At 34.2% G+C, this 15372-nt stretch carries 14 protein-coding genes; 11 read left to right on the forward strand and 3 right to left on the reverse strand.

The features are described 5' to 3' along the window. Positions 1–5: 5 nt before the first annotated feature. Complete coding sequence (locus tag ACKRLN_RS00580) at positions 6–1181, reverse strand: NAD(P)/FAD-dependent oxidoreductase (RefSeq protein WP_416334938.1); 1176 nt, start codon at positions 1179–1181, stop codon at positions 6–8. Between the two features lie 95 nt (positions 1182–1276). On the opposite strand from ACKRLN_RS00580, the gene ACKRLN_RS00585 reads away from it, so the two are divergent. From ACKRLN_RS00585 to ACKRLN_RS00630, 10 genes are all read left to right on the forward strand, one after another. Then, entirely contained in the window at positions 1277–1777 is a 501-nt protein-coding gene (locus tag ACKRLN_RS00585; protein WP_296141734.1) for a GNAT family N-acetyltransferase, read from the forward strand. After that, positions 1774–4350: an ATP-dependent DNA helicase gene (locus ACKRLN_RS00590; protein WP_296141731.1), complete on the forward strand. Its 2577-nt coding sequence runs from the start codon at positions 1774–1776 to the stop codon at positions 4348–4350. Before ACKRLN_RS00585 ends, ACKRLN_RS00590 begins: the two co-directional genes overlap by 4 nt. A gap of 40 nt (positions 4351–4390) precedes the next feature. Next, on the forward strand, positions 4391–4717 hold the full coding sequence (locus ACKRLN_RS00595) for a PadR family transcriptional regulator (RefSeq protein ID WP_203127239.1): 327 nt from the start codon (positions 4391–4393) through the stop codon (positions 4715–4717). Continuing rightward, positions 4714–5412 (forward strand): pseudouridine synthase, encoded by a 699-nt coding sequence (locus ACKRLN_RS00600; RefSeq protein ID WP_416334939.1) that lies wholly within the window; start codon positions 4714–4716, stop codon positions 5410–5412. The genes ACKRLN_RS00595 and ACKRLN_RS00600 overlap by 4 nt, the downstream gene beginning before the upstream one ends. Positions 5413–5435: 23 nt before the next feature. Next, positions 5436–6032: a sugar transferase gene (locus ACKRLN_RS00605; RefSeq protein ID WP_296141727.1), complete on the forward strand. Its 597-nt coding sequence runs from the start codon at positions 5436–5438 to the stop codon at positions 6030–6032. A 129-nt stretch (positions 6033–6161) separates the two neighbouring features. Beyond that, on the forward strand, positions 6162–6731 hold the full coding sequence (locus ACKRLN_RS00610) for a glycerol-3-phosphate responsive antiterminator (protein WP_295883891.1): 570 nt from the start codon (positions 6162–6164) through the stop codon (positions 6729–6731). An 18-nt stretch (positions 6732–6749) separates the two neighbouring features. Next, positions 6750–8252: a glycerol kinase GlpK gene (glpK, locus tag ACKRLN_RS00615; protein WP_296141725.1), complete on the forward strand. Its 1503-nt coding sequence runs from the start codon at positions 6750–6752 to the stop codon at positions 8250–8252. Between the two features lie 121 nt (positions 8253–8373). Next, on the forward strand, positions 8374–9801 hold the full coding sequence (locus tag ACKRLN_RS00620) for an NAD(P)/FAD-dependent oxidoreductase (RefSeq protein ID WP_416334940.1): 1428 nt from the start codon (positions 8374–8376) through the stop codon (positions 9799–9801). Between the two features lie 10 nt (positions 9802–9811). Next, positions 9812–11071, forward strand: coding sequence for an NAD(P)/FAD-dependent oxidoreductase (locus ACKRLN_RS00625; protein ID WP_296141721.1), 1260 nt, complete (start codon positions 9812–9814; stop codon positions 11069–11071). Then, positions 11068–11424 carry a DUF1667 domain-containing protein gene (locus tag ACKRLN_RS00630; RefSeq protein ID WP_416334941.1) on the forward strand — a complete coding sequence of 119 codons (357 nt, stop codon included), beginning with the start codon at positions 11068–11070 and terminating at the stop codon, positions 11422–11424. The genes ACKRLN_RS00625 and ACKRLN_RS00630 overlap by 4 nt, the downstream gene beginning before the upstream one ends. 31 nt (positions 11425–11455) lie before the next feature. Here the strand turns inward: ACKRLN_RS00630 and ACKRLN_RS00635 are convergent, their stop codons facing one another. Next, the gene (locus tag ACKRLN_RS00635) at positions 11456–12964 is read right to left on the reverse strand and encodes an NAD(P)/FAD-dependent oxidoreductase (RefSeq protein ID WP_416334942.1); all 1509 of its coding nucleotides are present in this window, start codon (positions 12962–12964) and stop codon (positions 11456–11458) included. A gap of 118 nt (positions 12965–13082) precedes the next feature. After that, positions 13083–13805, reverse strand: a complete 723-nt coding sequence (locus ACKRLN_RS00640) for an MIP/aquaporin family protein (RefSeq protein WP_295883875.1) — start codon at positions 13803–13805, stop codon at positions 13083–13085. A gap of 286 nt (positions 13806–14091) precedes the next feature. Here ACKRLN_RS00640 and ACKRLN_RS00645 point away from each other — a divergent pair, with 286 nt between their 5' ends. Further along, positions 14092–15279, forward strand: coding sequence for a BMP family lipoprotein (locus ACKRLN_RS00645; RefSeq protein WP_295883872.1), 1188 nt, complete (start codon positions 14092–14094; stop codon positions 15277–15279). The last annotated feature ends 93 nt before the right edge of the window (positions 15280–15372 follow it).

The following is a 15372-nucleotide window of genomic DNA, read 5'->3' on the forward strand; positions in this document are numbered from 1 at the left end:
GGTCTTTAAGCAAAAATTTCTCCAAGTTTTGTATCTTCAAGATTTTTTCCGTTAAAAACAATATCCTTAACATCATTTTGATACTTAATATCGCCCCAAAGGATGCCGCCTACATAGTCATCATTTAATTTGAATAATTTATAGATATTTCCATCTTTTTCTTCTCTTATTTCTTCAATACCTTCACTTGAGTTTAGGCCAGCTGAGAATATTTTTGTATTACCTAAGGTAAGTACAGAGAATGGTTTTGGTTTTTCATACATTTGGCTATCCCCAGCCATATTGTTTCCAGCGATTTTGCCCATTTCTTGACTACTTGTCCAAAGACCAATTGTAAAATCACCAATTTGTGCACAATCTCCAGCAGCGTAAACATTGTCATACTCTGTTTTTAGTCCATCATCTACCAAAACACCGCGGTCTACTTCAAGCCCAGAGTTTTTGGCAAGATCTATATTTGAACGGATACCTGCTTGAACCATAATCGCATCTGCTGGAGTTTCGGTCCCGTCTGATAGTTTTATTCCTTTGGCTATGCCATTTTCTTCAATTATTTCTTCTGTAAATTTACCAGTATAGGTTTTGATGCCCATATCATTTAAAGTTTTTTCTAGTTTTTCTGATAAATCTTTATCAAGTTGGCGTGATAGTAAATAGTCAAAACTTTCTATGACTGTTACATCTTTTTCTAAAAGTAGGGCAGAGTAAGCAGCTTCAAGACCTAGGATACCTCCGCCAATAACAATTACCTTGTTTTTATCAGCTACATAATCCTTAAAGTCCATCAAATCATCAATAGTTCTTATTGCAAATACACCCTTGCTTTCAATATTTGTAATTGGAGGAACAAATGGTCTGGCTCCTGTTGCTAATAGAACTTTTCCATATTCGATTTTTTCTCCATCGCAAAGTATGGCAACGTTTTTGTCAGTATCGATTTTCTCTACAAAACATTCTAATCTTTCATCTATTTTTCTTTCGTCATACCAAGGTTGTTTTTTTACAAACAAATCATCTTTATCAAAGTCTTGGCTAATTAGATGAGAAAGCCTTGTTCTCCAATATGTGCTTGATTTTTCGTTTGATACTATCAAAATTGTAGCATCAGCATCTTTTTTTCTGATTTCTTCTGTAGCAGAAAGGCCGGCTATACCGTTACCTATAATTAAATAATCGTACATAAATATTCCCCTTTTAAAAAATATACTTAATATATTAATTACATACCCTATTTGTTAAGAAAATATATATGATAATTTAAAGGTATAATACTTGTATGAGAAAAGCAAAATTAAATGATTTAAGAAATATAAATAATATAGTTGATGATGCTAAAATTGCTCTAAAAGATGATGGGGTGGATCAGTGGCAAAATGGTAGTCCAGATATTATGCTTTTAGGCAGGCAAATATCAAGCGAAAATGCCTTTGTATATGAAAATGATGATAAAATTTTAGCCTATGCATATTTGTCAGAGGACTATGAGCCAACTTATGCAGCAGTTATGAATATTGTGAAAGGATCAGATGCCTACACTATCCATACCTTTTGTGTAGATTCAAAAGAAAAAGGCAAGGGCATAGCTAGCAAATTTTTTGATGATATAATTGCTTATGCAAAAGAAAATAATAAAGATTCATTACGTATAGACACCCATGAGGATAATTTTAAGATGCGTGGTCTTATTTCAAAGATGGGCTTTAAAGAGCTAGGCCAAATTTATATCAAGGATGCTGGCATGACTAAACCACGCATAGCCTATGAATTGATATTATGATAAATGAAGGTCAAAAATTAATCATAGAGTTTGGAAAAACTCCCGCTGCTGTAATTGCAGGACCTGGAACAGGAAAGACCTTTACCATAGTAAAAAAAGTAGTAGATTTGGTAAAAAATCATGGAATTCCTGCCAATAAAATTTTGCTTACAACTTTTACCAAGAAGGCAGCAGCTGAGCTAAATACTAGGATTATCACTGAATTTAACAAAGAAAATATTAATTCTAATCTAAATGACCTTAAAATAGGTAACTTTCATAGTTTAGCATCTAGCTTTTTAGCTGATTACAAAAAGCTAGATGACAGATTTTTTGACAATAAGGTCATAGAGCCACAAATGGAGGGTTATTTAATCGAGCGAAATCTTGATAGATTTTATAAAATCGATGGTTTTAGGGAAATTATAAATGGTTATGAAGTTTACACAATACAGGATATTTTTGCTAAAATTACTAACAATCTAATAGACCCACAAGTTTTAAAAAATTCAAAAAATCCTATGGATAGGCTAAGTTACGAGATTTTTAATACTCATCTAAATATTTTAAAGGAAAATCATCTTTTAAACTTCCAGATGATATTAAAAAACTTTTATGACTTATTAGCTGATCCTATTATAGGTCCACAAATCCGTGATGATATTGATTTTGTAATTATAGATGAGTACCAAGATACAAATTTTATCCAGCAGGAAATAGCCTTTGGTCTTTTAAAAAACAATAATATTATGGTTTTTGGAGATGATGACCAGTCACTATATAGATTTAGAGGAGCAGATCCTAAAAATTTATTAGAATTTGATGAGGTTTGTAGGCAGAAATTAAATGCTCCTGCCAATTTTTATAAGTTAGATATAAATTATAGGTCAAACCAAGCCATAATTGATGTTGCTCAAGATTTTATAAAAACAAATGAAAAATCAGATTTATTCACTAAGAATTTAAGGTCTAGTGATAGCAAGGTTAACCAAAATACAGTTGTTAAGGCTCGTGCAGAAAACTTGGAAAATTTGGTAAAAATAATTAATATCTTAAAAAAGGATTTAAATCTAAATCAAATAGCTTTTTTATTTCCAACCCTAAATAATACCTATGCCAAAAATTTACAAAAATATTTAGAAAATAATGGTCTAGCAGTTTTAAATAAGGCAAGCACAAACTTTTTTGAATCCTATGAGATTAAAATTTTGGTCTATATTTTTGTAAAAACTTTTACATCATATCCATCAAACATTGGGTATCAAGAAAATTTGACAAAAGAAGATCTAGATAAACTTTATTTTAGAAGGTATATAGCGTCATTGTTTGATGACCAATCTTTTAAATCAAACCAAATGGATGACTTTATAAAAGGATTTCAAAATACAAAAAATATTTCCTTAAGCGAAGTTTTATATAAGTCTTTTAATCTGCCAATTTTAAAGGAAATATTAGGAAAAAAGCTTGATAAGCTAGAAAATCAAAAGGCTCAGAATAATATTGCAATCTTTAGCCAAAAACTTAGCGAATATGAAGAGATTTTTGATAGGGAAAATCCAAATTATTATATAGAGTTTATATATGGATATCTTTTCTACCATTACAAAACCAAAGCTATTAAAGAGTTTGAAAACCTCCCAGAAGAAACAGATGCCATAAATTTTATGACTATTCATAATGCCAAGGGATTAGAATTTGATGTGGTTTTTGTATCAGGACTTAATGATTATCCAAGAGAGGATAGAAAAACTTTTTTGTCAGATTATGAAAAGACAAATGCGAATTCTGATGGGGGAGTTAGGGATTTTTACAGGAAATACTATACAGCCTTCACCCGTGCCAAAAAACTATTAGTTATTTTGGACAATTCCAGGGATAAAATTATCCAAGACTTTGCAAATACCTTGCCAGATAGTTCGATTTTAAGAACAATTGATTTTAAAAAAGAAGAGACAAAAAAAGAAAAAGTAATTTTTGCCTATACAACAGATATTGAAGTCTACCACTCTTGTCCTTTAAAATACAAATTTTTAAGAAAACTAAATTTTAAATTGCCCTTAAGCAAATCCTTGGAATTTGGAACCAATGTCCACAAGTTAAGTGAGTATCTGGCCCAAAATCCTAATGCTGATTTAAATAACGACTTTTTTGAAAATTTATTTACAAAAGACCCAGTCTACAAAAATCCACTAGAAAACTTTCAAAATAGAAATTTTGATGTAAAATCAACTGAGGTAAACTTTAAAGCTGACAGGGATTTTTATATACTCCAAGGTAATATCGATATATTGCTTGATGGCAATACGATTTTGGATATTAAAACTGGATCTTATGATCAAAAAATCTTAGAAAAATACCAAAATCAGCTGATTACCTACAAATATTTAATGGAATATAATAAGCAAAAAGTAAATAAAATGTATCTTTATTTTGTAAATAAAGATGAATTGCTAGCAGTAAATGAGACAGACTTTAATATTGATTTTATAGATACTATCGCAAAATCTATCATAGATGACAATATTTATCAAAAAACATCTGATATTAATGAATGTAAGTACTGTCCTATGAAATATTATTGTGATAGATATTGATTAAATTCTACTATGTAATACAATATAGCTAGGTGATATTATGATAGAATCTCAAATGTTAAAGGGCGTCATCGAGGGAGTAATCCTTCATATAATAAAAAATAATGAAACCTACGGCTATGAAATAGTAGAAGAGCTTAAACGTAGCGGTTTTTACACGATGACAGAGGGGACAGTCTACCCAATTTTAACCAGACTTACAAAAAAAGGTTATATATTAGGTGGTTACAAAAAATCAGAAATCGGCCCAAAAAGAAAATATTATTATATTACAGCTAAGGGTAGAGAATATTTGACAAATTTTTATGTAAACTACGAGAAGCTTAACCAAGCAGTTTACAAGGTGATAGAAAAGGGGAACAAATGAGAGTAGATAAGATGATAGGCAATGCAAAGCTAGACACACGACGCAATATCAAAAGAAATGCAAAAAAAGGTGCCCTAGTTATCAATGGAGAAATTGTAAAAGATTCATCTACTCAAGTTGATCCAAATGTCGATGAAGTTTTCTATATGGGAGAGTTTGTAGAATATTTTGACAATATTTATATAATTATGAACAAACCTGCAGGAGTTTTATCAGCTACAGTTGACGAAGAAGAAACTGTAGTAGACTTATTAGATGATTTTTATCAAATGCTTGACCTATCAATTGCAGGCAGACTTGATAAGGATACAACTGGACTTGTGCTATTATCAACTGATGGCAAATTTGTCCATAAAATTACCAGTCCAAATTCAAATATAGAAAAAACTTATGAAGTAGAAACCAAAGATACAATCGATGAGTCTTTTATAGAAGAATTTAAAAATGGTGTAGAAATCAAAGAGGAAGGCTACATAGCCCGTCCTGCAAAACTTGAAATAATAAATGAGAAAAAAGCAATAGTAAAAGTCACTGAGGGTAAGTTTCATTTAGTAAAAAGACTGTTTTCAAATCTAGGCAATGAAGTGGTAAGTCTAAAACGCATTGCCATTGGAGATTTAAAACTTGATCCATTTTTAAATGAGGGAGCTTATAGAGAGCTAAATGAGGATGAGCTTGAGCTCTTCCTTGATTAAAAGATACATAAAAGGAGGATTATATGTATCAAAAATATATAAAAAACATACTGGATTTTTTATTTGCTTTAATACTACTAATCCTTCTTAGTCCTGTATTTTTGATAATTGCAATAATTTCAAAGATAGAAGAACCAGACGGAACAGTATATTTTAAGCAAGAAAGGGCGGGAGTTTTTAATGAGCCTTTCCTATGCTACAAATTTAGGTCTATGAAAATGACTGCTCCAAAAAACGCTTCCACATGGGAGCTTGAAAACCCAGAAGATTTTATAACCCCACTTGGCAAATTTTTAAGAAAAACATCCCTAGATGAACTTCCACAATTAATAAATATCCTAAGGGGCGAAATGAGCTTTATAGGTCCAAGACCAGTTATTTTAAAAGAAAAAGAACTTTTAGATCTAAGAGCAGAAAATGGAGCATACATTGCAAAACCAGGTATTACAGGGCTTTCACAAATATCTGGCAGGGACAATCTATCCCCAAAACTTAAAGCCCAAACAGATGGAATGTATGCCTTAGATATTACATTTATCAATGATTTAAAGATATTTTTAAAGACAATTCCAAAAGTTTTATCAAGCGACGGGGTAACCGAAGGCAAACAAAACTTCTAGGCTAAAGTTTTAAGGAAAATATTTGCAATCAATAACAGATTATGATAAAGTATGATTATAATAATATAGGTGATGAGGACGAGCCGGATGAAATTTATGGGCTCGTTTTGTCTATTATTAGGAGGATTTATGGAAAGCGAAAGTATTTTCGAAGAGCTTTATTCAAATCCTGTCATTATGGCAATAAAAAATAATAAAGATTTTAACAAATGTATGCAAAGCGATAACAAAATTGTATTTGTTTTGTATGGAAACCTTGAATCTATCCCTACTATTGTTAAAAAACTAAAAGATAATGGCAAGATTGTAATAGTTCACGAAGATCTTATCGAGGGTCTGTCAAGCTCTACTTATGCAGCAAGCTTTATAAAAAGATATACTGAGGCCGATGGCATTATTTCTACCAAACCTGCAAACGTTATTTATGCTAGAAAACTTGGTTTATTTGCAGTTTTAAGATTTTTTGTATTTGATAGCATGAGTTATGAAAATATGAAACAGACCATAAAAGATATCAATTGCGATATCATAGAAATCCTGCCGGGCGTCATGCCAAATATCATAAAAGATATCAAAAAGCGAACTAATATTCCACTTGTTGCAGGTGGGCTGATTTCTTCAAAGGAAGAGGTAATGGCTGCACTAAACTCAGGCTCCCTTGCAATCTCATCATCAAATTATAATATATGGCAAATGTAGCAAATCTAGGAGGATATTATGAAAGATTACATCATGGCCTTGGATGCTGGTACAACCAGCAATAGAGCGATTATTTTTAACAAAAAAGGTGAAATCATCTCTGTTGCTCAAAAAGAATTTACCCAACATTTTCCTAAACCAGGCTGGGTAGAGCATGACCCATCAGAAATCTGGTCAACTCAACTAGGAGTTTGTACAGAAGCTATGGCAAAAGAAAATATTGATGCATCTGAAATTGCGGCTATCGGCATTACTAATCAACGTGAGACAACTATTGTTTGGGAAAAAGAAACAGGTCGTCCTGTATATAATGCAATCGTTTGGCAATGTCGTCGTACAGCTGAAATGGCTGATAAACTTGTAGAAGATGGCTATGGCAAGATGATAAAAGAAAAAACTGGACTTGTAGTTGACCCATACTTTTCAGGGACAAAAATTAGATGGATACTTGATAATATAGAAAATGGTCAAAAAAGAGCAGAAAATGGCGAATTGTTATTTGGTACAGTAGATACATGGTTAGTATATAATCTAACCCGTGGTGAAGTTCACATCACAGACTACACAAATGCATCAAGAACCATGCTTTATAATATCCATACTTTAGAATGGGATGATGAATTATTAGAAATGCTGAATATTCCAAAATGCATGCTACCAGATGTAAAACCATCTTCATATGTTTATGGAGAAACTAGCGAAAGATTATTTGGTTCACCAATTCCAATTGCAGGAATTGCTGGAGACCAACAAGCAGCCTTATTTGGTCAAACTTGTTTTAATCCAGGAGAGGCAAAAAATACTTACGGAACAGGTGCTTTCTTACTAATGAATACAGGTGAAGAAGCAGTAAAAAGTGATAACGGTCTAATAACTACAATTGCTTGGGGACTTGAAGATGGAAAAGTAAACTACGCCCTAGAAGGTTCTATCTTCGTAGCTGGATCTGCTATCCAATGGCTAAGAGATGAATTAAGAATAGTAGATGCATCAGATGATACAGAATATCTTGCAACAAAAGTAGATGATACAGATGGTTGCTATGTTGTGCCTGCATTTACAGGACTGGGTGCTCCATACTGGGATCCATACGCTCGTGGAACAATAGTTGGTATTACAAGAGGAACTAGCAAATATCATATTGTCCGTGCAACATTAGAATCTCTTGCATATCTAACAAATGATGTACTTTCAGCAATGTCAATCGATTCAGGAAATGAATTAAAAGAGCTAAAAGTAGATGGTGGAGCAAGTGCAAATAACTTTCTAATGCAATTCCAATCTGATATGATCCAAACAAGTGTAGAAAGACCAAAAACACTTGAAACAACAGCCCTAGGTGCTGCATATCTAGCAGGACTTGCAGTGGATTATTTCACAAATCTAGATGAAATTATAGAAAATCGTCAAATCGATAAAGTCTTCACACCAGAAATCAGCAAAGAAGAAAGAGATAAAAAAGACTACAACTGGCAAAAAGCTATCTCAAGATCAGTGGACTGGGCAAAAGATTTGAAGTAGAATAACGATATACAGCAAAATATTTTAGAGAAAAGAGTTACTTTGATAGATATAGGCGTACTTTACCCAAAAGTACCATGCAAAGTAGCTCTTTTTTATTTAGTACATAAAGGAGAAAATAATGAAAGATGTTGTAATAATTGGTGCAGGTGTGACAGGCACATCTGTAGCCTACAATTTATCCAAATATGAGGGTGATTTCTTAGTAGTAGAAAAACACTCAGATGTTTGCGAAGAAACCAGTAAGGCAAACTCAGGAATCTGCCACGGTGGTTACGATGCAGTACCTGGATCTATGAAAGCAAAAATGAATGTAGAAGGTAACCACATGATGGAAGAACTAGCAAAAGAATTAGACTTTCCATATGAGAGAATAGGCACCCTAGTGCTTTGCCACAAAAAAGAAAATTTTCCAAAACTTCAAGCGCTTTATGATCAGGGGATAGAAAATGGCGTTGGAGGGATGAAAATTATTTATAATGAAGAAATCCTTGCCATGGAGCCAAATGTAGAAAAAGATGTATATGCAGCTTTGCTTTGCGAAGAGGCAGGAATCGTCGATCCATTTTTAATGAATATTGCCTATGCAGAAGGCTCAAACCTAAATGGAGTAGACTATAAGTTTAATACAGAAATTACAAAAATTGAAAAAATCGATGACCATTACGTTTTGATCAGCCAAGATGGCGAAGAAATCGAAACTCGTGCAGTAGTAAATGCAGCAGGTCTATACTCAGATGCTATCCACAACCAATTATTAAATGACAACAAATTTGAAGTGAGAGCCCGCCGTGGAGAATATTTACTTTTGGATAAAGCAACACGAGGATTTGTAAATCATGTACTATTTAATTTGCCGACAGAAAAAGGAAAGGGAATCCTAGTAACTCCTACTATTGATGGAAATACATTAATCGGACCAACCTCTGATTTTGTAGATGACAAAGCAGATACTGTGACAACCCAAGAAAGAATAGAAGAAGTAATAGAAAAAGTAGAAGATACAGTAGAAAATGTACCGGTTCGCCAAGTAATCACTTCATTTTCTGGAAACAGAGCCCACGAATCAGGTGGAGATTTTATCCTAGAAGAAAGCCAAAAAGGATTTTTTGATTGTGTTGGTATCGAGTCCCCAGGACTTACCTCAGCACCAGCCATTGGAAAATATATGGCAAATTTAGTAAAAGAATCCCTAGACTTAGCAGAAAATAAAGAATTTAAGCCAGGCAGAAATCCAATTCCAAAAACAAGCGAAATGGAAACATCAGCCCACAATGAGCTTATAAAAGAAAATCCACTTTACGGCAAAATTATTTGCAGATGTGAAAAAGTCACAGAAGGCGAAATTGTAGATGCAATTAACCGCCCACTTGGAGCAACAACAGTAGATGGTGTAAAAAGACGTGTTCGTGCAACAGCTGGCAGATGCCAAGGAGGATTCTGCTTGCCATCAATTATCGAAATTTTGGCACGTGAACTAGGCGTAGTTGAAGAAGAAATTACCAAAAAAGGTAACAATTCCTACTACATTGAAAAAAGAGCTAAGTAAGGAGAGATAAATGCGCGAATATGATTTAGTAATAATAGGTGGTGGTCCTGCTGGACTTTCTGCAGCAGTAAAAGCCTATGATGAGGGAGTAGAAAATATCCTAGTTGTAGAACGTGATGACAAACTAGGTGGAATATTAAACCAATGTATCCACAATGGATTTGGTTTGCAAAGATTTAAAGAAGAATTAGCCGGCCCAGAATATGCTCAAAGATTTATAAAAGAAGCCATGGCTCGTGACATTGACATCATGATGAACACCATAGTACTAGAGCTACGTGAAGACAAATCAGTTTTACTAATGAATGAAGAAAACGGTATGTTTGAAATAAAACCAAAAGCAGTAATCCTAGCTATGGGTTGTCGTGAAAGACCAAGAGGTGCCTTAAATACTCCAGGCAGTCGTCCAGCGGGAATATACAGTGCAGGAACTGCCCAAAAATTAGTAAATATTGATGGATATTTGCCAGGCAAAAAAGTTGTTATCCTAGGATCTGGTGACATAGGACTAATCATGGCACGTCGTATGACTTTAGAAGGGGCAAAAGTAGAATGTGTTGCAGAAATAATGCCATTTTCAGGAGGGCTAAAAAGAAATATTGTCCAATGTCTACACGATTTTGACATCCCACTCTACTACTCAACAACTATATCTGGCATAAAAGGAACAGATAGGGTAGAGGGAGTTTACCTTTCAAAAGTAGATGAAAACTTAAAAGTAATCGAAGGCACAAAAAAATTTGTAGAATGTGATACAGTATTGCTTTCCGTAGGATTACTACCAGAAAATGAGCTAACCCAAGAAGCAAACATAAAAATAGATAGAAAAACAAAGGGAGCATATGTTTCTGACAAACTTATGACCAGCGTAGATGGCATATTTGCAGCAGGAAATGTTCTCCACGTTCACGATTTAGTAGACTTCGTATCAGAAGAAAGTGAACAAGCAGCAGTAAATGCAGCGAAATATATAAAAGGCGAGTTCTCTACTACTGGAAAAAACAAAATAGATATGATTGCTGGAGATGGAATATCATATACAATGCCCCAATATATAGACTATGAAAATATGGATGATTCAATAATAGTCAAATTTAGAGTAAACAACGTATATCCATCTAGAAAAATTACTGCTTATGCAGATGATAAATGCATCATAGAACGCAAAAAAAGAGTATTAGCCCCAGGAGAAATGGAACTACTAAGACTTAAAAAAGAAGACATAGATCCAAATACCAAACAAATCACAGTAAAATTGGAGGAAGTATGAAAAAACAATTTACCTGCATAAACTGTCCCATGGGTTGCCAAGTAGTAGTAACTATGGATGGCGAAGAAATAACAAATATAGAAGGCAATAATTGCAAACGTGGCGAAAATTACGTAAGAGATGAAGTAAAAGATCCAAAAAGAATGGTAACATCCACTGTAAAAGTAGATGGCAGCAAAACCTACAGCGTCCCCGTAAAAACAGAAACAGCCATCCCAAAAGGGCTTATATTTGATTGTATGAAAGAAATAAACGATGCAGAAATAAAAGCTCCAGTTCATATTGGAGATGTAGTAATAGCAAATGTACTAGATACAGGAGTAAATGTCATTGCTACAGATGAGAGGGAATAAAAAAAGACCAAGTTCAGACTTGGTCTATTTTTTATTCTTCTTCTTTTTCTTCAATCTCTTTACGAGATGTTTCTTGGATTTCTTTTATTAATTCATTAACCCTTTTTTTATTTAGCCTTGATAGCTCGTTTCTTTCAAAGTCGTATAGGTCATCGATTAGTTTTTTGCCTAGTTCATCTTCCATTACTTCTAGAACTCTTGGTTTGCAAAATTGGCCTTGGCAAAAGCCCATTCCGGCTCTAGTCCTGCGTTTTACTGCATCTAGGGTTTCTACTGGTATGCCACGATTCATTGCATCTCGGATTGTTTTTTCTGCGACTTGTTCACACCTACAAACAATCCTATCTGGATCGCCAAGTGGTAGGTCTAGGCGGTCTTTGATTTTATTCATATCTTCTAGTTCTTTGTACTCGATGATTGGTTCTCTGTTTGGATTGTAGTCTGGGTCTTCTTCTAAGTTTAATCCAGATTCTTTTAGGATATTTTCAACAATTTTTGCTATTTCTGGACTGGCGGTGATGCCTGGTGATTGGATGCCTACTACATTTATAAAGCCAGCTACATTTGATTCTTCAATTATAAAATCATGGGTGGAGCTTGCTGGGCGCAATCCTGTAAAGGATCTGATAAATTCTCTAAGATTTATTACATCCTCTTTTACAGATTTTTGGGCTTCTTCATAGATATACATTAGCCTATCTTCGTGAGTTGATAGGTCGATTTCTTCTTCATCAATGGCATCTGGTCCTAAAAGCAAGTTGTTGTGGTAGGTTCTTGTTGCAAGGATTCCCTTTGATTTTTCTGTTGGTACTTGGAAAAGTACGTTATTTAATCTTTTTCCTGTTCCCTTTTGGAATATCAAATATTCCCCGCTTCTAGGGTGGATATCAAAATCTGTTTGAGCAATCATTTCTGAAACTACTGCACCTTCTAGGCCAGATGCATTTATTACATATTTTGCCTGATATTCTTTGCCATCTTCTGTTTTTACTATAAAGTAATCGTCATCTTTTGAAATATCTGACACTCTTGAGTTTAAAAATAATTCTGCACCATTAGCTACTGCGTTTTCTACAAGGGCTACTACATATTCATAAGGAGAACAAACTCCAGCACCCTTGCACCAAAGAGCAGCAATAGCATTATCTGATACATTTGGCTCAATTTCTCTTAGTTTATCTTGGTCAATGATTTCCATATCTGGTAGACCATTTTCAATCCCCATATCATAAAGTTTTTCTAAGGTCTTGATTTCATCTTCTTCAAAGGCTAAAACTAAGGATCCATTAGCTACAAAACCAAAGTGCAATTCATTTTCTAATTCTTCAAACTGGGTACGTCCTGGATAGCAAATCCTACCCCTAAGCTCATCGTGGGGCTCTGCATATCCTCCGTGGATGATAGCGGAGTTAGCCTTGCTAGCTCCCATGCTGACATCATTTGCTTTTTCTACAATGGCTATATCTAATTTATATCTGGATAGGCGGCGGGCAATGGATGCTCCAGATACTCCTGCACCTATGACTAATACATCATACATAAATTCCTTCTTTCTTAAAAAACACAAAAGGCAAGTATAAAATGTATACTCGCCCCTAGCTCATCTGATATTTCCTTATAAACATTATATATCAAATGATAACATTTTCAATTAATAATTAAAATACAAAATTAAATAAGAATACTGCTAAAAACGCTCCGATGATTGGCCCTACTACTGGTACCCATGAGTAGTCCCACATAGTATCAGCTTTCTTGCTAAAAGGTAGTATAGCATACATAATTCTTGGACCTAGGTCACGGGCAGGATTTATAGCATAACCAGTTAGACCACCGGTACTTACACCTATAGATAAGATAAGTCCATAAACAAAAAGTTTATCTATGCCAACATCACTAGCTCCAGCCACATTAGCAAAGCCAAGGATAGCAAATACAAGCACAAATGTACCCATGATTTCTGATAATAGGTTGCGACCTGTGTTTCTAATAGATGGTGCTGTACAGAAACATCCACGTACTACGGCAGGATCTTCGGTCTTTACAGTTTCTTCAAAGTGGTCTTTATATAGTAGGTAAACAAAAAGTGCACCTATCATGGCTCCTAGCATTTGACCAGCTATATAAAAAGGAACTGTATCCCAAGTAATTCCACCATTATAAGCTAGGGCAAGTGTCAAAGCTGGGTTAAAGTGGGCACCACTCATAGCTCCAAATATAGCTGCTGGTATCATAACCCCAAGCGCCCATCCAACGGTGATTTGTAAAGGGCCACCACCATACATCCCAGATTTACGGGTCAAAACATTTGCTACAACACCATCACCTAATAAAATTAGTAGGAAAGTACCAACTAATTCAGCCACAAAAATATCTCTCATACAAACCTCCTCGTAAATATAAAAAGCGAGTAAAATTAAAACCCGCTCTCTATATCATATGCATTTGTGGAAACCTTTTCTGTATTAAGTATAGCATGTATGACAAAAAATGGCAATAGTTTTCATATACCATTTATTAAGTTTATTTTACGAAAATTTAATGTCTTTTTTACAATATAAGTTTTCTCTAACTTAGAGAAATAAGTTAAAAATTTATTATTTATAGACAAAATAGCTTGATTGTAATAAAATTAAGGCATAAATTAAAATTTTTTGGGAGGAAGAGATGAAAATTAAAAACTTTATGTCAATCGCAGCCGCACTATCATTATCACTAGTATTAGCATCATGTGGATCAAATACAGAAAATGCTAAAAATGAACCAGCAGATAATGAAACAAAAGTAGAAGAAAAAGCGGATGATACAGCTGATAAAGCAGAAGAAACTGAAAATACAGAAGAAAACACAGCTGATGCTCCAGAAGAAGATAAAGATGAAGAAGAAAAAGCAGCTAATCCAACAGGGGAAGAAGTTAGCCTAACAATGGTAACAGACTTTGGTGGAGTAAATGATAAATCATTTAACCAATCTGCTTACGAAGGTTTACAAAAAGCCGAAGAAGAAGGCAGTGCAAAATTTGACTACATCGAAAGTCACAAAGAAGCAGACTTCGTACCAAACCTTGAAAGCGCACTTGATTCTGAATCAGACATCATCCTTACTGTAGGATATGCACTATTCCCAGCTACAGATGAAGCAGCTGAAGAAAACCCAGAACAAAACTACGTAATCATTGACAATGCAAATGAAAATGACAGAGAAAACTTACTTGGAGTAACTTTTGCTGACCACCAAAACTCATTTTTAGTAGGATACATTGCAGGTATGCAATCTGAAACAAATAATGTAGGATTTGTAGGTGGTATCAAAGGTGTAATCGTAGATAGATTTGAATATGGTTTTAGAGCAGGTGTTGAACAAGCAGCTCGCGAAAAAGGCGAACCAATTACAGTTCAAGTACAATACGCAAACAGCTTTAATGACCAAGCAGCAGGTAAAAATATCGCAGATAGAATGTACCAAGAAGGTGCAGATGTTATCTTCCACGCAGCAGGTGGTGTTGGAATCGGTGTTATCGAAGCAGCAAAAGAAAATGATAAATGGGTTGTTGGTGTAGACCGTGACCAACAAGACGAAGCACCAGATAATATGCTAGTATCAACAGTAAAAGGTGTTGGTGATGCTGTAAGACAAATTATTGACGAATATACTCAAGGAAAATTTGAAGGCGGAGAACAAACATTTACTCTAGCTGACGGTGAAGCAGTAACAATCGCATACGCAGATAATGGTATTGTAAGCCAAGAAATTAAAGATAAAGTAGAAGAAATTAAACAACAAATCATCGATGGCAAAATCGAAGTTCCAGAAAATGAAGAACAAGCAATCGATCAAGGTTGGATTGAAAAATAAGTTTAGAATATAAAGACCTCTTTTGTGGGGTCTTTTTATTTGCAAAAAAATAATACTATAAAAGTACGTTTTATGATATTATTATGTATATAC

The organism is Anaerococcus sp. AH8042_DFU013_CI05 (assembly GCF_047936775.1).
GTDB lineage: Bacteria > Bacillota > Clostridia > Tissierellales > Peptoniphilaceae > Anaerococcus.